At 37.7% G+C, this 21,513-nt stretch carries 23 protein-coding genes; 17 read left to right on the top strand and 6 right to left on the bottom strand.

Features of this window, described 5'->3' with window-relative positions:
• The first annotated feature begins 42 nt into the window (after positions 1–42).
• The 17 genes from GFO_RS04500 to GFO_RS04580 all read left to right on the top strand — a co-directional run bounded on the left by GFO_RS04500 (position 43) and on the right by GFO_RS04580 (position 16,550).
• A complete protein-coding gene (locus GFO_RS04500) occupies positions 43–1,344 on the top strand; it encodes a cytochrome ubiquinol oxidase subunit I (protein WP_011708854.1) in 1,302 nt (433 codons plus the stop codon).
• A gap of 2 nt (positions 1,345–1,346) precedes the next feature.
• On the top strand, positions 1,347–2,372 hold the full coding sequence (locus GFO_RS04505) for a cytochrome d ubiquinol oxidase subunit II (protein WP_011708855.1): 1,026 nt from the start codon (positions 1,347–1,349) through the stop codon (positions 2,370–2,372).
• 120 nt (positions 2,373–2,492) lie between these two features.
• Complete coding sequence (locus GFO_RS04510) at positions 2,493–2,807, top strand: hypothetical protein (protein WP_011708856.1); 315 nt, start codon at positions 2,493–2,495, stop codon at positions 2,805–2,807.
• A 2-nt stretch (positions 2,808–2,809) separates the two neighbouring features.
• Positions 2,810–3,295 carry a DUF2231 domain-containing protein gene (locus GFO_RS04515; RefSeq protein ID WP_011708857.1) on the top strand — a complete coding sequence of 162 codons (486 nt, stop codon included), beginning with the start codon at positions 2,810–2,812 and terminating at the stop codon, positions 3,293–3,295.
• A 233-nt stretch (positions 3,296–3,528) separates the two neighbouring features.
• Complete coding sequence (locus GFO_RS04520) at positions 3,529–4,143, top strand: class I SAM-dependent methyltransferase (RefSeq protein ID WP_011708858.1); 615 nt, start codon at positions 3,529–3,531, stop codon at positions 4,141–4,143.
• A 71-nt stretch (positions 4,144–4,214) separates the two neighbouring features.
• Complete coding sequence (locus GFO_RS04525; protein ID WP_011708859.1) at positions 4,215–5,030, top strand: SDR family oxidoreductase; 816 nt, start codon at positions 4,215–4,217, stop codon at positions 5,028–5,030.
• Entirely contained in the window at positions 5,023–6,429 is a 1,407-nt protein-coding gene (locus GFO_RS04530; protein ID WP_011708860.1) for a coniferyl aldehyde dehydrogenase, read from the top strand. The genes GFO_RS04525 and GFO_RS04530 overlap by 8 nt, the downstream gene beginning before the upstream one ends.
• Positions 6,430–6,576: 147 nt before the next feature.
• The gene (locus GFO_RS04535) at positions 6,577–7,266 is read left to right on the top strand and encodes a nitroreductase family protein (RefSeq protein ID WP_041250245.1); all 690 of its coding nucleotides are present in this window, start codon (positions 6,577–6,579) and stop codon (positions 7,264–7,266) included.
• Positions 7,267–7,378: 112 nt separating this feature from the next.
• Positions 7,379–7,615, top strand: a complete 237-nt coding sequence (locus GFO_RS04540) for a hypothetical protein (RefSeq protein WP_011708862.1) — start codon at positions 7,379–7,381, stop codon at positions 7,613–7,615.
• Between the two features lie 311 nt (positions 7,616–7,926).
• On the top strand, positions 7,927–8,820 hold the full coding sequence (locus GFO_RS04545; RefSeq protein ID WP_011708864.1) for a sterol desaturase family protein: 894 nt from the start codon (positions 7,927–7,929) through the stop codon (positions 8,818–8,820).
• Between the two features lie 13 nt (positions 8,821–8,833).
• Entirely contained in the window at positions 8,834–10,171 is a 1,338-nt protein-coding gene (locus GFO_RS04550) for an MBL fold metallo-hydrolase (protein ID WP_011708865.1), read from the top strand.
• Between the two features lie 642 nt (positions 10,172–10,813).
• Positions 10,814–11,299, top strand: a complete 486-nt coding sequence (locus GFO_RS04555; protein ID WP_011708867.1) for an acyl-CoA carboxylase biotin carboxyl carrier protein subunit — start codon at positions 10,814–10,816, stop codon at positions 11,297–11,299.
• 43 nt (positions 11,300–11,342) lie between these two features.
• Positions 11,343–12,785, top strand: a complete 1,443-nt coding sequence (gene accC / locus GFO_RS04560) for an acetyl-CoA carboxylase biotin carboxylase subunit (protein WP_011708868.1) — start codon at positions 11,343–11,345, stop codon at positions 12,783–12,785.
• A 16-nt stretch (positions 12,786–12,801) separates the two neighbouring features.
• Positions 12,802–14,343 (top strand): acyl-CoA carboxylase subunit beta, encoded by a 1,542-nt coding sequence (locus GFO_RS04565; RefSeq protein WP_011708869.1) that lies wholly within the window; start codon positions 12,802–12,804, stop codon positions 14,341–14,343.
• A 267-nt stretch (positions 14,344–14,610) separates the two neighbouring features.
• Positions 14,611–15,513 (top strand): D-isomer specific 2-hydroxyacid dehydrogenase family protein, encoded by a 903-nt coding sequence (locus tag GFO_RS04570; protein WP_011708870.1) that lies wholly within the window; start codon positions 14,611–14,613, stop codon positions 15,511–15,513.
• A gap of 62 nt (positions 15,514–15,575) precedes the next feature.
• Positions 15,576–16,133: a YeeE/YedE family protein gene (locus GFO_RS04575; protein WP_011708871.1), complete on the top strand. Its 558-nt coding sequence runs from the start codon at positions 15,576–15,578 to the stop codon at positions 16,131–16,133.
• Between the two features lie 3 nt (positions 16,134–16,136).
• Positions 16,137–16,550 (top strand): YeeE/YedE family protein, encoded by a 414-nt coding sequence (locus GFO_RS04580; RefSeq protein ID WP_011708872.1) that lies wholly within the window; start codon positions 16,137–16,139, stop codon positions 16,548–16,550.
• Between the two features lie 205 nt (positions 16,551–16,755).
• Here the strand turns inward: GFO_RS04580 and GFO_RS17225 are convergent, their stop codons facing one another.
• The 6 genes from GFO_RS17225 to GFO_RS04610 all read right to left on the bottom strand — a co-directional run bounded on the left by GFO_RS17225 (position 16,756) and on the right by GFO_RS04610 (position 21,463).
• Positions 16,756–17,439, bottom strand: coding sequence for a cupin domain-containing protein (locus tag GFO_RS17225; protein WP_011708873.1), 684 nt, complete (start codon positions 17,437–17,439; stop codon positions 16,756–16,758).
• A 64-nt stretch (positions 17,440–17,503) separates the two neighbouring features.
• Positions 17,504–18,466, bottom strand: coding sequence for an NAD-dependent epimerase/dehydratase family protein (locus GFO_RS04590; protein WP_011708874.1), 963 nt, complete (start codon positions 18,464–18,466; stop codon positions 17,504–17,506).
• Between the two features lie 10 nt (positions 18,467–18,476).
• A complete protein-coding gene (locus tag GFO_RS04595; protein ID WP_011708875.1) occupies positions 18,477–19,010 on the bottom strand; it encodes a nuclear transport factor 2 family protein in 534 nt (177 codons plus the stop codon).
• A 5-nt stretch (positions 19,011–19,015) separates the two neighbouring features.
• Positions 19,016–19,804: a hypothetical protein gene (locus GFO_RS04600; protein WP_148264594.1), complete on the bottom strand. Its 789-nt coding sequence runs from the start codon at positions 19,802–19,804 to the stop codon at positions 19,016–19,018.
• Between the two features lie 75 nt (positions 19,805–19,879).
• Positions 19,880–20,638 (bottom strand): hypothetical protein, encoded by a 759-nt coding sequence (locus GFO_RS04605; RefSeq protein WP_011708877.1) that lies wholly within the window; start codon positions 20,636–20,638, stop codon positions 19,880–19,882.
• A 138-nt stretch (positions 20,639–20,776) separates the two neighbouring features.
• Positions 20,777–21,463 (bottom strand): LytR/AlgR family response regulator transcription factor, encoded by a 687-nt coding sequence (locus tag GFO_RS04610; protein ID WP_011708878.1) that lies wholly within the window; start codon positions 21,461–21,463, stop codon positions 20,777–20,779.
• Positions 21,464–21,513: the final 50 nt, after the last annotated feature.

Here is a 21,513-nt window from a genome sequence, read left to right on the forward strand (position 1 = left end):
TTTAGCGATTGCTGAAAATTCACCAAAGAAAAACTTCCCTTGATGGAAAACCTCGATTACGCCAGACTCCAAATGGCTTTTACCCTCGGATTTCATATAATATTTGCCTGTATTGGTATGGTCATGCCTTTTTTTATGGTGGTTTCCCATAAGAAATGGCTGAATACCCGGAACCCGATTTATTTGGATCTTACAAAGGCATGGCAAAGGGGAGTAGCAATTTTCTTTGTTACCGGAGCTGTTTCCGGGACTGCACTTTCTTTTGAACTGGGAATGCTCTGGCCGGAATTCATGAAACATGCAGGTCCTGTAATTGGAATGCCATTTTCCCTGGAAGGTGCGGCTTTCTTTGTTGAGGCGATTGCCCTAGGCTTTTACCTTTATGGATGGAAGAAACTCCCTGAAACCTTTCATTGGATTACAGGGATAATAATTGGGATTTCAGGCGTACTATCGGGAATACTGGTAGTATCAGCAAATGCCTGGATGAATGCACCCACAGGTTTTGACGTCATAAATGGTGAATATGTGAATATAGATCCAGTAGCCGCATTCCTGAATGATGCCTGGTTTACGCAGGCTTTGCATATGACTTTAGCTGCCTTTGCTGCTACAGGTTTTGCCGTAGCAGGGATTCATGCGTTTCAAATTCTTAGAAATAATAGGCCAGAACTCCATAAAAAAGCCTTTAAAATTGCCATATTTTTTGGAGCGGTGGCTGCCTTGCTTCAACCAATTAGCGGAGATATTTCAGCAAAAGATGTTGCAGAGCGGCAACCAATAAAACTTGCGGCTATGGAGGCTCATTATGAAACTGAAAAAGGAGCTCCTTTATTTATTGGTGGGATTGTAGATGAAGAGAAAAAAGAAGTATCCCATAAAATTGAAATTCCAAAAGCACTTTCTTTTCTGGCATTTGGTGATTTTGATGCGGAAGTGAAAGGCTTAAATGATTTTCCTGAAGAGAATTTACCACCGGTTTCTATAGTTCATTATGCTTTTCAAACTATGGTAGGTATAGGCTCTCTACTTATTCTGGCGGCACTTATCTATTTTATAAGTCTGAAGAAAAAAAGCTGGATGACTAAAAGAATTTATTGGTGGCTGTTTGCTTTACTGAGTCCTTTAGGATTTGTAGCGGTAGAAGCCGGTTGGATAGTTACCGAAGTTGGTAGGCAGCCCTGGATCGTTTACAATATTATGCGTACCTCTGAAGCTGTGACTCCAATGCCGGGATTAAAATATAGCTTTTATCTCTATGTAGCCGTGTATATTATTTTAGCAATTACAGTAGCCTGGCTAATGAGCAGGCAGATAAAGGTGCTTAACAATCCAACAGAATAATTATGCTATACGTTGTTTTATTCTTCACATTTTTTTCGCTGTTTTTGTATGTACTACTTGGAGGTGCCGATTTTGGGGCAGGTATCGTAGAATTGTTCTCATCTCGAGAGAACAAAAAACTAAATAGAGACACTGTTTATAATGTGATAGGACCGGTATGGGAAGCGAATCACATTTGGCTAATTATTCTTATCGTGATTCTTTGGATCGCTTTCCCAGGATATTTCAATATCATCATAATATACCTGCACATACCTTTAACACTGGTACTGCTGGGAATCACCATGCGTGGCGTAGCCTTTATTTTCAGGCATTATGATGCCGTAGTAGATAAATCTCAGGACTGGTATAATCATATGTTTAGAATTTCCAGTTTAATAACGCCAATCTTTCTTGGAATGTCTTTCGGTGCTTTGATTAGTGGAAAGATTATGGTTACCAATGATTATTCTGAAACAACTTTTCCGGAGATATTTATGGATCCATGGCTTAATATTTTCACTTTTCTAACCGGGCTATTTTACGCCTCTTTATGTGCTTTCCTGGCTTCCACTTTATTAATTGGGGAAACAACAGGAGACATAAGAAAAATGTATAGCAGAAAATCTGCGATTTTTACGGTGGTGCTTGTGGTTATTGGGGGGACGGTACTAGGGTATGGATACCTTACGGAGATGGTTTTTGTAGAAGATTTTCTTCATAATTGGGTTTCGCTTATCGCAGTAGGGCTATCAGGTTTAATACTAATTCCGCTATGGCGAGCTATCAGGAATCAACACAGATTACTTACCCGAATTTTTGCGGGTATGCAAATACTACTGGTGATATTCGCTGCTGTATATACCCATTTTCCAAATCTCATTATTACCCAAACCGGGGAAGTGAATATGCTTGCAGGAGTGGCGCCAGATTCTGTTATAAAAGTTTTGGGAATTTCCCTGATCATTGGAGGAGGAATCATTTTACCAGGGTTGTTTCATCTGATGAAATCATTTAATATGATTAAACTTCCGTCAAGATCTTCATAAGAGTGATAATTCACTTTTTGAATAAGATTCCTAAAAAAGGCTTAAAGCTTTGTTTAACTTTGTGTAAACCTACTTTTTTGGGTATTTTCAATTTTGAAAACTAAATTTAATCAGAATATTATGAAATCAATTATTAAAAAAGGACTCTTTTTAAGTACTTTAATTTTGTTTATCGCCTGTGGAGAAAGTACCGATGTGGTAGAATCTGGAACTTACCAGGGAACTATTAAGAAAGTTGAAGCTGAAAAAACCGAAATCTATGTTTCTACAGATGATGATAAAACATTAGAGCTCTATTTCACTGAAACTACCAGTCTTATGAGAAACGGGAGTGAAGTAGATTTTTCAGAATTAGAAAAAGGACAGAAGGTAGAAGTTGAAGTGGAAAAAAATGGAAAAAGACTGGATCCTATTTCAGTTAAGATAATGGAATAATAATGACAGAATTACCAGATTTTTGGCGGACAGAGGTGTTTCATCCTCTGTCCGTTCATTTTCCAATAGTTTTGTTGCTCATGGCAACGCTTTTCAAATTGATTGGGCTTTGGTCTTCAAAAATCACCTGGGACCACGGGGGAAGACTAATGCTGCTTTTAGGGGTGATTGGTATCTGGATATCGATCTATACCGGAGATCTCGCTGATGGAATCGTGGCAAGACAGCTCTGCGATCCTACAATTCTTAAGGATCATGAAAATCATGCTTATACCACGGCATGGATCTTTACAGCTGCATTGGTACTGGAATTATTAATGCGATATATAGATATTATTAAAACCAGAATTGTCTCGGTTATCCTGGTATTATTGATGCTTTTTGGAACGGGGATGTTAATGTACGTGGGTCATTTAGGAGCTGAACTGGTGTATCAACAGGCGGCAGGAGTAAATATACCTTCGGGCGATTGCGCAGAATTTGAGTAAAGCTTAAATGAATAGAAGTAAGGAGATTATTACCTGTTTAAAAGCTAATAATGTTGTTGTTTGTCAGGTTGAGCGAAGTCGAAACCTAACTGTATCTGACTAATAGTTCTTAATTGCGATTGAACTGACAAAAGAGTTATTTTTCTGACCTTCATAATCAGTTTTTTATAACTTTAAAATGGAATATAGTTAACTACAGACCTCAATAATGTTATTTTAGAATTAGAACAATCATGAAAGATCTTAAAACTCACTGGGAAAATATCTATTCAAAAAAAGAATTTGAAGAGACGAGCTGGTTTCAGAAGAAACCGGAACTTTCCTTAAGTATTATTCAATCCCTGGGACTTTCAAAAAAAGCTTCCATTGTGGATATTGGTGGAGGGAATAGTTATTTAGTAGACCACCTTTTAGAACTGGACTATGAGAATGTAAGTGTTTTAGATATTTCTGAAACGGCAATAGAAACTGCACAGTCCAGACTGGGAGAAAAATCTCGAAAGGTACAGTGGATCTCTAGTGATGTCACTAAACATGATTTTGAACAAAGCTTTGAGGTATGGCACGATCGTGCAGCTTTTCATTTTTTAACCGAAGATAATCAGGTAGAACGCTATATTTCTAAACTCAATAATTGCTTAAAATCTGGCGGCTATTTTATTTTAGCCACTTTTTCTGAAGAGGGCCCTGATAAATGCAGTGGTATTGAAGTTAGAAAATATTCTACCGAAGAAATGCAGCAATTATTTGAAAAGGATTTTGAGGTTGTGCGTTTAGAAAATCTTGATCACAAAACACCCTGGGATGCGGTACAGAATTTTACTTTCGGACTTTTCAGAAGAAAGTAAGGGTGAGATTAGCAATTTTAAAGTGATTATTTTTAAAAGCTCTATTTTTAAACTCATTCAAAAATGAGCATTTGACTAAATTTAGAAATAAAACCGTACTTATTACCGGTGGCGCTTCAGGTATCGGATTGCTTTTAACTAAATTTTCTATAGAAAAAGGCGCTTCTGCACTTATCATACTAGATATTGATAAACCAGCTTTACAACAGGTTGAATTACAACTTAAGACCAATATTTGCCAAATTTTAAGTTTTGAAACAGATCTGTCTAATGAGATACAAATAGAAAATGCTGTAAAGAAAATTACTGCCCAAAACCTGCAGGTAGATATTCTCATAAATAATGCCGGCGTAGTTACCGGAAAGAATTTTAGCGAGCATAATCTTGAGGATATAGATCGCAATATGCAAGTGAACGCTATTGCACCGATGAAACTCACTAAATTGTTGCTTCCGGAAATGTTAAAGAGAAAAAGCGGTCATATTGTAAATATTTCATCTGCAGCCAGTATGCTTTCAAATCCGGGAATGTCTGTTTACTGTGCCAGCAAATGGGCCATGACGGGCTGGTCTGATTCTTTACGACTGGAAATGGAGAGGGAAAGGACAGGGATTAAAGTACTCACGGTAACGCCATATTATATAGATACAGGCATGTTTGAAGGAGTAAAGTCTCCGGTGATTCCAATTTTAAAACCCGAAAAGGTCGCTTGGAAGATTATTCGGTCTATTGATAAAAATAAAATAGTGCTAAGAACTCCAAAAATTATATATACGCTTCCGTTAATGCAAGGCCTTTTTCCTAAAAGGTTGCTGGATCTCATTATAGGGAAGTTTTTCGGAATCTATAATTCCATGGATAAATTTAAAGGTAGAACTCATGAATAAAACTGAATTGAACGGATTGCTGGAAAGGCAACAGGCTGCTTTTAAAAAATCTCCTCCAGATGTTAGGTACAGGCTGGATAATTTAAAAAAGCTTTCAGATATCGTTGATAATAACAAAGACCGTTTAATAAACGCTGTTTACAAAGATTTTGGAATACGCTCGAAGGAGGAGACCCTTTTTCTGGAAATTTTCCCGTTGCAGGATGAAATTAGGCATGCAATGAAAAATCTGCGTAGCTGGGCGAAAAGAAGATATGTACAGGGGGCATGGTTTTTATTACCGAGTTCAGCTTATTATCAATATCAGGGCTTAGGTTCGGTAGGCATCATGGGAGCCTGGAATTACCAGGTTTTACTAACACTTAGTCCTTTGGTGGATGCTATTGCTGCGGGAAATCATGCTATTTTGAAACCTTCTGAAATGGCTCCTGCTTCAGCAGAAGTTATTAAAGAGATTATTAATTCCAATTTTGCCGAAGAATATATTCATTGCGTTACGGGCGATGCTGAACTGGCTAAAGATTTTTCTTCGCTTCCGTTTGATCATTTGTTCTTTACAGGCTCTACCAAAATTGGAAAATTAATTATGGCTGCGGCAGCACCCAATCTCACCCCGGTAACCCTTGAGTTAGGCGGGAAGTCACCTGCAATCATTCATAATTCTTATTCTACAGCATTAGCTGCCAGAAGGATCATGGCCGGAAAATTATTTAATTGCGGACAAACCTGTGTTGCTCCCGATTATGTGATCATGCCGCAGGCTTTAAACGACGATTTTGAGCAGGAAGTTAAAAAGATTGTGAAAAAATTCTATCCTGATATTTCTGAAAATGAGCAATACAGCAGGATTATAAATTCCGATCACTTTAAGCGGTTGAACTCCCTTCTTAAAGATGCGGAAGAAAAAGGAGCAAGAATAGTAGAATTGAGCGATAACTCTATTGATAAGCCTCAGTTCATGACTCCCAAACTGGTGTTTAATGTAAATGCTGAAATGGAACTCATGCAGGAAGAGATTTTCGGACCTATTTTACCGGTTCTCAATCTCGAAACACCGGAGGAAGCAGTGGACTATGTAAACGATAATGCTAAACCTTTAGCTCTTTATTATTTCGATGATAATACGAAAAGGATCAATTGGCTTCTTAAAAACACGTTGTCTGGCGGGGTAACTATTAATGATAGTATTTATCATCTGGCTCAGCATAATTTGCCTTTTGGTGGAGTAGGAGCAAGCGGAATGGGACATTATCATGGTTATGATGGATTCAAAACTTTTTCAAAGAAACGCGCGGTGATGCACCAAAAACGATTTGCAGCTTCAGATTTTCTTCATCCACCTTTCACCGATTTTAAGAGGAAGCTTATTACGGTCATGGGAAAACTTACAAAGGTTTGATGCATAAATTAAATTCTTGAATATTGTTTAAAAAATCTAACAAGTACTTTTGTCACCCTTAGCGTAATCGAAGGGAAAACTAAGATATTAAGATTTAAAACGTAGTATTTTCTTTTTGAATTTGAAATGAATACCAATAATATTGATATGGCGGGCAAAGAAAAAATGATCAATGGTTATAAACATATTCCTTATAGGAATAAGGGTTTTATAGCTGAAGAAATGAGCAGTAGAAGCGAGGACTTTTATCAATTCCTTGATAGTAGGCGTTCAGTACGTCACTTTTCTGATAATGTAGTACCGGAAGAAGTGATAAATAATATTTTAAAATCTGCCGCAACTGCACCTTCCGGAGCTCATAAACAACCATGGAAATTTTGTGCTATTTCGAATGCGAAATTAAAATCAGAAATAAGGGAGGCAGCAGAGAAAGAAGAACAGGAAAATTATAATAATCGAATGAGTGAGCGATGGCTCAAAGATCTCGCTCCTTTGGGAACAGATACAAATAAAGAGTTTCTGGAAATAGCGCCATGGTTAATTGTAGTTTTTAAAGAAGTTTATAATTTGGATGAGAATGGTGAAAAACTTACGAATTATTATGTAAATGAGTCTGTAGGGATTGCTTGTGGAATGCTGATATCTGCCATTCATAATGCTGGTCTGGTGACTCTAACTCATACGCCTAGTCCCATGAATTTTCTTGCAGAATTATTAGAAAGACCTAAAAATGAACGGGCTTATCTATTGCTTCCGGTTGGATATTCTTCTGAAGATGCCGTTGTGCCGGACATACATAGAAAAAGTTTAGAGGAAGTAATTCAATATTATACGTAATATTTATCTCTATTTGCAGAAAAAATTGTGTCAAGTAAAACTTCAAAATAGATATAATAACTGTTTAGTAATTTAGAAAGCAGGAATAAGCAGATAGTTAGAAAGCGAAGAAATGCCAAAACTTATCATTAAAAGAAATTCAGAATGGGCCAATAAAATGAGATTATTCGATCTGTATTTAAATGGAAGAAAATTTGCAGAAATTAAGGATAAACAGCTTCTGTCCTTTGAAATTCCGGAAGGTAAATACCAACTCATAGCTAAAATAGATTGGTGTGGTAGCCAGCCGTTGAATATTGAAATTAAAGAAGATGAAATTAAAAGGATTAAAATAGAAGGATTAAAATAGAAGGATTCATTTTTTCTAGATACTTTCTACCACTGGCAATTATTGCCGGCTTTCTTTATTTCGCTATTTATTTTAAATACAATACGAACAGCCTTTTTCTGGGGACCCTCCTAATGATCTTTCTAGGGTATATGATTTATTTTTTAAGCTTCGGGCGTAACCAGTACCTTCGACTCATTGAAATTTAAGTTTTCTAAACACCTTCTGAATTTCAGCATTTTTGAGATATTAATGCTTTTGTAGATAACTGTAACAAAAGTTACTTCCTTAACCACATGATATTTATATTTTTGTGGTAGAATTTCAAAAGATTGGAAAAGTATATAAACATAATCAGTGAATCGTTTACCGGGTATTTTAATTACCTGGTAACGGAAATAACGAATCCTACCTGGACGAGTTATTTTTACTGGCTTATTGGTTTGTCGCTTTTAGTCTGGATCTTAGAGATCGTGATTCCATGGAGAAAAGATCAAAAAGCTTTTAGAAAAGGTTTCTGGTTAGATAGTTTTTATATACTTTTTAATTTTTTCCTGTTTTCGCTTATTGTTTATAATGCCCTGAGCAATGTTGGAGTTGAATTATTCAATGATTTTCTTGCTCTCTTCGGAATTGAGAATATCATAGCAATAGAATTAGATGGTTTGGCCGTTTGGGTACAGTTGCTGATTATGTTCGTGATCGCAGATTTTATTCAGTGGAATGTGCACAGACAATTGCATAAAAGACCCTGGCTGTGGGAATTTCATAAAGTACATCATAGTGTGAAAGAAATGGGATTTGCTGCCCAGTTTAGATTTCATTTTATGGAAACGATCATTTATAAAACGGTACAATATATTCCGTTAGCGATGATAGGTTTCGGAATAAAGGAATTCTTTGTAGTGCATATGCTTGCCGTTTTTATAGGTCATCTAAATCATGCAAATCTGGGTTGGAACTATGGACCTTTAGGTTATATTTTTAATAATCCTAAAATGCATATCTGGCATCACTCCAAAGAATTACCAAAAGAACGACCTTACGGAATGAACTATGGGCTAAGTCTCAGTATCTGGGATTATCTCTTCGGAACGGCATATATTCCAAAGAATGGAAAAAAAATTGAATTAGGATTCAGCGGAGATAAAGATTTCCCTGAAGATTTTGGAAATCAAACCTTGTATCCATTCCGAAAAAAGAAAGTAGAACCAAATCATATTTAAAAAATCGAATAAAATGACCATAAAACAATTCAAAGATAGTCCGCTGGCGCATTATTCTTATGCTATAGTAAGCAATGGAGAAATGGCTCTGGTAGATCCGTCACGAAATCCAATGGATTATTATCGCTATGCAGAAGAGCAGAATGCTAAGATCGTCGCGGTTTTTGAAACACATCCACATGCAGATTTTGTGAGTAGTCATTTGCAGATACACGAAGAAACTGGTGCGACCATTTACGTGAGCGAAAAAGTGGGAGCAGATTATCCTCACAAAAGTTTTGATGAAGGAGATTCATTTAAGCTTGGAGACGTAGAATTTAAGGCTATAAATACACCTGGACATTCACCAGATAGTATCACTGTTGTCGCTAAAAAAGATGATGAAACGGCGTTATTTACAGGAGACACACTTTTTATAGGGAATGTTGGTAGACCCGATTTACGTGAGAAAGCCGGAAATATGAAGGCCAAAAGAATAGATCTTGCCAAGCAAATGTATCATACTATTCAGAACAAATTCACAGATCTGCCAGATGAGGCATTGGTGTATCCCGCGCATGGTGCAGGTTCTTTATGCGGAAAGAATATGAGTGACGCATCTTCTAGTACTTTAGGGAATGAGCGACAGGGGAATTGGGCATTTAAAGAGCAGACAGAAGATGAGTTTGTTGAAGAGATATTGAAAGATCAGCCGTTTATTCCGCATTATTTTGGGTTCAATGTAGATATTAATAAAACCGGGCCTGAAAATGTTCAGCGCACAAAATGGGCGAATAAGTTACAATTAAATGTAGATGAGGTTGAAGAAGGAGTCACCATTGTTGATACCCGTGATGAAGAGAAGTTCAAAAAAGGACATTTGCCAAATAGTATCAATATCATGGCCAGGTCTGAAAAGGACAAATATGAAACCTGGTTAGGAGCCATAGTTCAACCGAAAGAAGAATTCTACCTCGTCCTTGACAGTATAGACAATATTGAAGAATTATTGGAGAGAACTGCTAAAATTGGTTACGAAAAGCAGGTGAAGGCCGTGATTACTCTAAGTTCTGAAGTTTCTAAAAAATCTGATGATTTTGATCTGGAAGATTTCAAAAAGAATCAGGAGAATTATACTATTGTAGATATTCGTAATAACGGTGAAGTAGCTGAAGGAAAGATATTTGAAGATGCTATCGCTGTACCACTTCATGAACTAAGAGAGAATTCTACTGAAATTCCATCCCATAAGCCCGTAGTGGTACATTGTGCCGGAGGTTATAGATCTGCGGCAGGAAGTAGTATTTTAGATAACAAATTTGAGAATACTAAGGTTTATGATCTAAGTGATGCGATTAAGGAATTTAAGTAATTTACAAGTCATTGCGAGCGCAGCGTAGCAATCTCATACAATGTAGTTCCTACTACAATGAGACTGCTGCGGTCGTTCCTCCCTCGCAGTAACAAGAACAAGTCATTGCGAATGGAGCTAAGCGGACTAGGCAGATGTAAACTATTACGCCCGTCATCGCGAGTAAAACGAAGCGATCTCAACTTACTCTTCAGCCAGATCTTTCCATTCAGGATTTTGTTCAACTATAAGTTTCTCTTTATTAGCTCTATTCCCGGCTTTCTGTTCGATTCGTCATCGCGAGTAAAACGAAGCGATCTCACTGAGAGCAACGTTAGCTATGTGATACTGCGTCGGTCGTCTCACTTCCTCGCAGTGATGTTCCGATCATCATCGTGATTGCAATGAAGCGATCCGGTTTGTAATCGCGAGTGAAACGAAGCGATCTCATGTAATAGTTCAAACTACAATTAGACTGCATTTTTATCTAACTCCCTCGCTGTAAGTTTGCATTTATCCTCGTGAGTGCAGTAAAGCAATCTCAATAAAACCACTAGATTTTTGATAAATTCGCATATTTTCAGATTTCTTCAACACTTCAAGCATTTGATTTTTTCTATATTTACGCTCCACGTTCAAAAATAACCACACATAAAGCTATTTATGGATAAGAATTACAAGGTAAAAGTTAATGACTCCCTGGAATTTGAATTTTCAGAAGAAGAGATCAAAGCACTGGATACCCAAAAAACTTCAGATAAACAGTATCACCTTTTAAAGGACAACCGCTCTTATACGGCAGAAGTCCTCAAACCTGACTTTTTAAACAGAACCTACGAGATAAAAATCAATTCCAATATTTATTCAGTAAAGATCAATAATGATCTGGATCAGCTGATCGATGAGATGGGACTTTCCCTGGGAAGCTCTCAGCAGGTCAATGATATTAAAGCACCTATGCCGGGTCTTATTCTGGAGGTGAATGTAAAAGAAGGCGATGAGGTGAAAGAAGGTGATTATCTGCTGGTACTGGAAGCGATGAAAATGGAGAATACATTAACAGCTCCACGAGACGGAGTGGTGAAATCTGTTACTGTGGCTAAAAGTGATACGGTAGAGAAAAACCAGTTGTTGATAGAAATGGAATAATTCGAAGTCAGAATTTAGAAGTACGAAGTTAGAACAAATCAGTATGAAAAAAATATTAGTAGCCAATAGGGGAGAGATCGCATTAAGGGTGATGAAAACCGTAAAACGTATGGGAATAGATACGGTAGCGGTTTATTCTACCGCCGATAGAAATGCACCTCATGTAAAATTTGCAGATGAAGCAGTTTGCATAGGAGAAGCTCCTTCCAGCGAATCTTACCTAAAAGGCGATAAAATTATAGAAGTAGCAAAAAAATTAAACGTTGACGGAATTCATCCGGGATATGGTTTCCTAAGTGAGAATGCTTCGTTTGCAGAATCGGTTGAGAAAAACGGAATAACGTGGATAGGTCCTGGTTCAGAAGCTATTAAAGTGATGGGAAGTAAACTTGCCGCTAAAGATGCGGTGAAAGCTTATGATATCCCAATGGTTCCAGGAATTGATGAAGCAATTACCGATACAGAAAAAGCAAAGAAAATCGCGAATGAGATCGGTTTCCCAATTTTGATAAAAGCTTCTGCCGGTGGTGGAGGTAAGGGAATGCGTGTGGTAGAAAAGGAAAAGGAACTTGAAGACCAGATGAAGCGGGCGATTAGCGAAGCAGAGTCTGCCTTTGGTGACGGATCGGTTTTTATAGAGAAATACGTTTCTTCTCCAAGGCATATTGAAATTCAGGTTTTAGCCGATACTCACGGTAATTATGTTCATCTATTCGAAAGAGAATGTAGTATTCAGCGAAGACATCAGAAGGTGGTAGAAGAAGCACCTTCAGTGGTACTTGATGATAAACTTAGAAAAGAAATGGGAGAGGCCGCTGTTAAGGTTGCCAAAGCCTGTGATTATGTTGGGGCTGGAACAGTCGAATTCCTATTTGATGAGAACCGAAAATTTTATTTCCTGGAGATGAATACCAGGTTGCAGGTGGAACACCCGGTTACGGAGTATATTACCGGAATAGACCTTGTGGAACAACAGATTTTAGTGGCTAGGGGAGAAAAACTTCAGTTTTCTCAGGATGAGCTAAAAATACAGGGTCATGCGATGGAACTTCGGGTTTATGCTGAAGATCCTTTAGAAGATTTTATGCCGAGCACCGGGACTTTGGAGAAATATTCAATTCCTGTAGGAGAGGGGATAAGACTTGATAACGGATTTGAAAAAGGAATGGAAGTTCCGATTTATTACGATCCTATGCTCGCCAAGCTTGTTACTTATGGAAAAACTCGAGAAGAAGCGATCCAGATGATGATCAAAGCTATAGATCATTATATCGTGGAAGGGGTGAGTACTACACTGCCTTTCGGGAAATTTGTTTTTCAGCATGAAGCCTTCAGAAGTGGAAATTTCGACACACATTTTGTAAAGAAATATTATTCTCCGGAAGCCTTAAAAGAAGAAACGGAAGAAGAAGCGAAACTTGCTGCACTTATGGCGCTGAAGCAGTATATGAAAGATAAAGAGCAACTAAGATTACCACACAACTAAAATTCAGAATTCAGAGATGAGTCAGAACCTAGATAAATTAAAGGAAAAAATTGCTGAAGCCCATAAAGGTGGAGGTGAAAAGCGAATTGCCAAACAACACGAGAAAAAGAAGTTAACTGCCCGTGAGCGTGTAGAATATTTGTTAGATGAGAATTCATTTGAAGAGATTGGGATTTTAGTCACCCACCGTACTACCGATTTTGGTATGGAAAAACAGAAATTCTATGGAGATGGTGTGATCACCGGTTATGGGACTATTCATGGCAGACTGATTTATGTCTTCGCTCAGGATTTTACTGTTTTTGGAGGTTCGCTATCAGAAACACACGCCGAAAAGATCTGCAAGATCATGGATATGGCGGTAAAAGTAGGAGCACCACTTATTGGACTGAATGATTCTGGCGGAGCGCGTATACAGGAGGGAGTGAAATCACTCGGTGGTTATGCCGATATTTTCCACCGTAATGTAAAAGCTTCTGGCGTGGTTCCTCAAATTTCAGCCATCATGGGGCCTTGTGCCGGCGGAGCTGTTTATTCTCCTGCAATGACAGATTTTACGCTGATGGTAGAGGATACTTCTTATATGTTTGTAACCGGACCTAACGTGGTAAAAACGGTGACTAATGAAAATGTAACTTCAGAAGAGCTTGGTGGAGCAAGTACGCATTCCACGAAATCTGGAGTTACGCATGTTACTGCGGCGAATGATATTATTTGTTTGGAGAATATCAAGCAGATGATCAGTTACATGCCTCAAAATAATCAAACTCCTCCTGAAAAACTGGATTTTGAATTGGGGGATGAACATCGCGAAGTTCTGGAGAATATTGTTCCTGATAGTTCTAACAAACCTTATGATATGCATGAGGTGATAAAGGGAATTATAGATGACGATTCTTTTTTTGAGATCCATAAGAATTATGCCGAAAATATAATTGTTGGATTTTCCAGGATTGGTGGTAGAAGTGTGGGAGTAATTGCCAATCAACCAATGAGCCTTGCCGGAGTTTTGGATGTAGATTCTTCTAAGAAAGCAGCGAGATTTACCAGGTTCTGTGACTGTTTTAATATACCGCTTTTAGTGTTAGTAGATGTTCCAGGATTTTTACCGGGAACAGACCAGGAATGGAACGGGATCATTTTGCATGGAGCTAAGCTGCTTTATGCTTTAAGTGAGGCAACAGTGCCGAAAGTGACCGTTATTACCAGAAAAGCTTACGGAGGTGCTTACGATGTGATGAATTCCAAACATATTGGCGCCGATTTCAATTTTGCCTGGCCAACTGCGGAAATTGCCGTGATGGGAGCAAAAGGTGCTTCGGAAATCATTTTCAGAAAAGAAATTGCACAGTCCGATGATCCTGAAAAGAAACTGGCAGAAAAGGAAGCAGAATATGCTGAAAAATTCGCTACTCCTTTTGAAGCTGCCCAACGTGGATTTATCGATGAGGTGATCATGCCGAAAGATACCCGTAGAAAACTAATAAGAGCGTTCAGTGCGCTGGAGAACAAGCATGTTTTGAGACCGAATAGAAAACATGGGAATATCCCATTATAATAGTCATTGCGAACGTAGCGAAGCGCCTACAGTCATCGCGAGTGAAACGAAGCGATCTCAACTGGTGTAGGTGGAAATTAAGTTGAGACTGTTTCGGTCTTTTCATTTCCTAGTACTGGCTTCTACACTCTGCCGTCATGCTGAATTTATTTCAGCATCTAGATAGGGATGAAGTTCAAGAAATAGATCCTGAAACAAGTTCAGGATGACATAAAAAACAAACCTCCCAGGTTTTCAAAACCTGGGAGGTTTAATTTATAAGAATATATGAAATTCAATAAAATAGTCTGTGTAGATAATACCAAGCTAAATGACGAAGCACTCGATGAACTGCAGAAATTGAGTGATGATGAAGTTGAGGTGTATACAGATTATCCTGATTCTAATGAGGAGATTATTGAAAGAATAGGTGAGGCCGAAGCAGTAATAGTTTCATGGCATACTGAGCTGGACGAAGAGATTATTAAAGCTTGTTCAAATTTGAAATATATCGGGATGGCTTGTAGTCTTTACGATGATGAGTCCGCTAATGTAGCGGTGAAATTTGCCAGACAAAATGGAATTACAGTAAAGGGGACTAAAGATTACGGAGATCCTGGAGTGGCAGAATTTATAATTTCAGAACTCATTCAATTACTCAATGGTTATAAGGGCAAACAGTGGGAAGAAATGCCCCGGGAACTAACCAATCTTAAAGTTGGAATTATTGGCCTGGGGGTGACTGGCCAATTGCTCGCTGAATGCTTAATGCCATTTGAAGCGGATCTTTTTTATTTCTCCAGAACCAGAAAACCAGATTGGGAAAATAAAGGGGTGAGCTACCTGCCCTTAAATGATCTTCTAGAACATTGCGAGGTGATTTCCTTCCACCTTCCAAAAAATGCGAAGACGGTAGGAGAGGAGGAGTTTAAAAAACTCGGTTCCGGAAAAATTCTTATTAATACTTCGCTGGGCTTAGCTTTTGAAGTGGAATATTTTCAGCAATGGATAAAGAGTGATGGTAATTATGCTATTTTCGATGGAGATGGAAAAAAGGAACTATCTCATGATATTTTGAGTTCAAAAAATATTATATCCCAGGATGCCAGCGCTGGCTGGTCTTCTCAAACCCTCAAAAGACTTTCTAATAAAGTACTGCATAATTTAAAAGAATATTGTGAAGATCACTAGTGTAACTATTGTTACTGTTTTCTGATTCTTCTTATTGTTAATTTGCAACTCAATAAACAAATATGGATTTGATCTTACAACCGTGGCCCTGGTATGTTGCCGGACCACTGATAGCTTTAATAATGTTCCTTCTCATTTTCATGGGCAAGCAATTCGGGATGTCCTCGAATCTACGAACCATTTGTACCATGTGCGGAGCAGATGAAAAAGCAAGTTTTTTTGATTTTAACTGGCGTGAACAAAAATGGAACCTTATCGTAATAGTTGGGGCAGCCATTGGAGGCTTTATTGCGATGAATTTATTAACTCCTGATGCCGCAGTGGCTATAAACCCTGAAACAGTGACAACACTGCAAGGTCTTGGCTTTGAAAGTGCCGGTAAAGCCTATCTTCCAGATGAACTTTATAGTTTGGAAGCTTTGACCGATTGGAAAGCCTTAAGCATTTTAATAATTGGCGGGTTGTTGATTGGTTTTGGAGCAAGATGGGCTGGAGGATGTACTTCTGGACATGCCATATCAGGATTAAGTAATTTGCAATTACCCTCGTTAATTGCAGTAACTGGATTCTTTATTGGTGGTCTCGTGATGGTCCATTTATTATTTCCCTTAATATTTTAGAAAATGAGAGTAATAGGATATTTAGTTATAGGTATATTTTTTGGAATCGTAATGTTCAAGTCTGAAGCAGCTTCATGGTTCAGAATCTATGAAATGTTTCAGTTCCAGTCTTTCCATATGTACGGGATCATCGGTTCTGCATTGGTAATAGGCATTCTTGGAATTCGATTGATTAAAAGAAAGAAATTAAAAGACTTTAATGGAGAGGAAATTCAATTTTCGCCAAAAGATAAAAGCTTTAGCAGGTATATGTTTGGAGGTATACTTTTCGGTTTGGGCTGGGCTCTTGCGGGTGCCTGTCCGGGACCTATTTATACCCTGATTGGAGCAGGATATATTCCGGTGATTGTTGTTTTTCTTGCAGCTATTTTTGGAACTTTCGTTTATGGACTTTTACGGAATAAGCTACCGCACTAGAAAACAATAAAACGCTTAGGTAGTAAATACTTAAGCGTTCTTTCTAAATTAGAATTTAGATGTTCTTCCGCTTTTATTCTTAAAGTTGAATTCTGTCCTTGTGAACGTAGTCGAATGATGGAAAAGAAGACATCTCCACTGCGCTCGATGTGACATTAACATATAAGATTTCGCTATTAGCGATTTTTGCGGATAAGCATAAAACTTATTTTACTTTCTCAGCTTTTAGATATAATTCCTGAGCCTGGATTTTTTCAAACATGGCTTTACCTTTTTCCGCAGCAGCTTTCCATTTTTCAGAATTATGGATTTTATCGTAGGTAGCTGAGTCTGGCCATATTCCTTCCATAAAGTATTTATACTCCTTGTTTTCATCTGTAATTTTATATAGATGATATCCCGCTTCCGGATAACCTTCATCGCTAATGGCTTTATTCATTTCTTTTAAATAATCATTCAGTTGCTTTTCGCCTACACCTTCCGGAAGTTCAAATAAGTGCAGACTTTTTTTACCCGATGATTTTCCATTGTTCTTTAGTTCAATCTGAATAATCTCAAATTCCTTATCACTTACATTGCTTGGATCGTGTTTAGTTGGCGGCGTCCACATTACTTTTCCGGCTTTTTCATCCATAGTAAAAGTTTTACCATCTTCCATTTTCATTTCTCCCTTAGAATCTGAGAGAAAAACTACCACGCCCTCTGGATGAGCATGCATTACAGATTCTTCCCCTGGCCCGTAATTTATGCGTAAAATCCTAAGCTGTTCATTTTCAAATTCTACTTTATAATGCTCAGGATCTATTTTGGCTGCATCCTGTGCATGTAAATTTAAAAATGGAATAGTGAATAATATGGAGGCAATGAGATATGTTTTTATGTATTTCATAATTTTAATTTTTAAATACGCTTCCAGTTTAAAAAAGCGAGGATTAATATTTCTTTGAACGGCGCTAAATTTCTTTTCCGTTCTCCAAAGCCTGGCTAAATCTTTTCAGGGGTTCACTAACAGGCTTAAATTGCATTCTAAGATCCTTTTTTGCGAGTTCATTGCTATAGACCGTCCTGGGATTTCCTTCAGGTGCTTTTCCATTTAGCATTCTGGAAATATCAGATACCTTCCAGCTTTCACTGGTAAGCAAGTAATTCTTACCATGGTTTCCATGACTTTGAGCTAGCTTAAAGATTCCGTTGGCAACATCTTCCACATCTACCATGGCAAACTCTACATCTTCCTCAAAAAGAGTTTTTGTAAAAGGATCTGTAGCTTCACCAGATTTAAATAGATGTTGCAACCCTACGGAAGTGGAATCTTCTCTGTTAGATAGAGCATTTCCAATGACGGCTACCGGCGAGACACTAATAATTTCAAAATTAATATCGGGATTGAGATTGATAAATTTTCTAACGGCCTGATCTGCATAATATTTGGCCTGCGCATAAGGGATATGCGCTTCGTCCAAATAAGGCTGGTCCAATTCCGTGTAAACATGGTCTTCGCTTTTTGTGGCGACCGGGTAGGGGAAAGACGTATTATAAGAAGCCACTGAAGCTACAAAGATCACTTTATCTATATTTTTCTGCTCTTTCAAGACTTGCAGAAAATTCTCCGTTCCTTTAATTGTAGGCAGATAAAGATCCTTTTCAGGATCTTCAACGCCTAATTTAAATGGGGTGCCGCAATGTACCAGAATATCGCAATCACCAGAAAAATCCTTTAGATCTTCTATATTCTGAACATCCAGTGCCTGGATGGAAAGATTATCTTCATTCCCTAGTTTAAAAAGATGTTCATACCTGTCACTCTTAGAGATATTCGTTACCGAAACTTTTACTTTATAGCCGGCATCAAGAAATTTCTTTGTGATATGACTTCCTATAAAACCTGCGCCACCTGTTATTCCAACATTTTCCATACTAGAATTCTTAATTATCCTGACTATTGGCGGGATCGTTACTGTTTGCGAGCGAATCTGTCTCCTGCATAGCCATTATCATAATTGAGTTATCCCAATAACCATGTTCTCTTGCTATCTTTCCATTTTCAAATTGTGCGGTTAGATGAACGGGAATTATAACTTCTTTACCACTACCGGAAAGAGTTGCTTTCCAGTCTCCCCAGAAATTAACCCAGGTATTTCCATCATCTGTTAGCACCATTTCATACTCATTTTCTTCATCAATAAAGCTATAACTGGATAAATTTGCTCCGTCTTCTTTGTGTCCTTTAATGATATCTGCTATACTTTTCCCATCGTTAGTATTGTGGAATACCTGGGCAGTATCTGCATAATGCTTTTTCATGGCTTCCCAGTCGGCTTTTTCATAATCCTGAATTGCAGCCTTAAAAGTGTTTATTTCTTCAGAATCCTGACTATACCTTACTTCTTCCTCTTTATTTCCGTTGTTGCAGGAAGCTACAAGCATTGTAGCAAGTGCAATTATGATTAACTTTTTCATGCTGATTAATCTTTAGCGATTTTAGTACTTTCCTGTGGGGATTGGTACGCAAGGTCTGGTCTCATACTTCCACGTTTTATAGAATAGGCATTTATATGCTGAAACATTTCATCAAATAATTTTTTACCATCTTCTCCAAGTACTTTTTGATTTTCTGCGCTTGTGCTATCATAATCCATGGCGTCTTTTGCAGAGATTACTGCTACAAAAGAATCCCCTACATTGCCAAATCCGCTGCGGTAAATACGATAATGCATTTTTGAATTTTTAGATGCAAACAGATCCTTTAGTTCTTTCATTTTAGACTGCACCTTTTGCATATTGGCAGGACTTACATCCATTCTGTGCCACACCCTGTAGTCCTGACCCGGGGTATTGGTAGTAAGTCCATCTGGCATATAAGAAAGGGAGGGAACTAAAATGCTCACATAATCGCCATGCTTATCATAGCATTTATTAAAATTTTCAAACATTTTAGTGAAGGAGTCGTCACCCACTTTTTCCCTAAGGTCATCGAAATTCATATTCTGAATATCTGCAAGGTTTTCTATGGGAGTGATGGATAGATATGTGCCATCATCCATCGAGGCAACAGACCATTGCATGTCTTTTACCTTATTATCTTTACAGGCTTTCACGAGATCTTTGGAAGCTTTTTCATAATCTGTCATCATAGAAGGCTTCACCTGGTCTTCATGAATCCAAAATGCCTGGTTTTTTCCTTCCTGGGCAAACATGCTCAGGCTCAGGAATAAAAAAAATAGAATACTGGTTGTTTTTTTAATGAATTGCATAATTTGAAATTTAGTTATAATGAATAATTCCATTATGCATTGCAGGTAAGTTCTTTTAGATTCTCAATAGGCTTTTTAATTGCTCGTTGAATACGATAAGTCAGGTTTTATATTACCTTTTACAACTTCCTGCTTAGCAGTAAGTTTTTCGATTTTCTGAAATAAGCTTTGTCCCTCTTCACCAAGTAACTGCATATTTTCATTGCGTTGGGTTTCTATGGAAGCAGCATCTTTCCCGGAAACTGCCACCATATAATAGTTTCCCATTGTACCAAAACCGCTTTTATACACACGATAATGAACCTTCGAAGCTTTTTCCTTATAAAGTTTTTTTACAGATTTTGCCAGGTCTTCAGCTTCCTTATCTTTTCCCGGAGGAATATGGTAGAAGGTAAGCTCTCTATAGTTTCCGCCTTCGGGTGTCTGGGAGATTCCATCGGGCATATAGGAAAGTTCGTTATCCAATCTTAAAATATAATCTCCATGCTCCGTATAGGTTTCTGCAAATGGTTCAAATAATTTTTCAAAAGATGCGTCACCCATTTTTTCTTTAAGATCCTGAAATGGGTTTTTATCCAGTTCAGCAAAATTCTTGATGGGAGTAAGGTACATTACCCGGTTATCTTCGGTTTGGAATGTTAGCCAGTCCATTCCTTTCATATTGTGTTCTTTGGCCGCTTTCAGTATAGCTTTATCTGCTTCAATATGCTTATTCATCATATTGTTCTTGATATGGTCTTCGTGCACTACATACATTTGGTATCGATCACTCTGGGCAGACATACTGAAGCACATAAACAAACAGAGCGTCAAAAATGATAATATTGATTTCATTGGTTTGGTTTTTTGGTTAATTATGCCTGAATTTAGAAAGTATAGCCGGAACGTGAGCGTAAATAAGGACGTAGCACCCGTAATTCTGTCCCAAGCGACATAATTATTTACCGAAGCAATAGTTGTATTTAAAAATAATCAGATCACCTGTAAATGCTGAAAAAGCTCTGCTCGCATATTTTTACTAAGAGGGAGTGCGTGGGAAGATATAACCACGTGATTACTCCCAATTTCATCTATATGAGAGATGTTTACGATATATGAGCGATGTATTCTTAAAAAATACTTGTTGGTAAGCTTATCATTTACTTCTTTTAAGGTACATACCAGAAGATATTTTTTATTCCTGGAATAAACCTTGCAATAATTACGATCGGCTTCAATATAATGAATATCATTCAGCGAGATCTTGATCATTTTGTCATGATTCCTCACGAAAATTCGATCCTTTAAGGTCGATTTTGCTGCTTTTTTCCGAAAATGTCCCAGTGATTGAGAAATTTCCTTTTTCAAAAGTTCCTTCTGATTTTTTAGTTTAGCAGAAAGAAAACTCTGCAGGCTTTCGGTCTTATTTTTGTCAAAATAGAGTACAGGGGAAGAAAGCGCAATTTTCTTCGAATTAGATTCAAATCCATTTAATTGACCTTTTAATTGATCTTCAAGTAAAATTACATCTGGAGCTTCCTGCTCTATAAAATTCAAAGCATCTTTTGCCCGGGAAAAGATACCGGTAATATGATAGCCCAGATTATTAAGCTGCAAAGATAATTTTGCCGCCATGGGAATATCATTTTCCACGATTATAATTTTCTTTTGTCGCCCCATTCAATATAATTTACATAAAGATACGGAAACTATTGATAATCAGTTAAATA

Origin of the sequence: Christiangramia forsetii KT0803 (genome assembly GCF_000060345.1) — a bacterium.
In the GTDB taxonomy this organism is placed as follows: domain Bacteria; phylum Bacteroidota; class Bacteroidia; order Flavobacteriales; family Flavobacteriaceae; genus Christiangramia; species Christiangramia forsetii.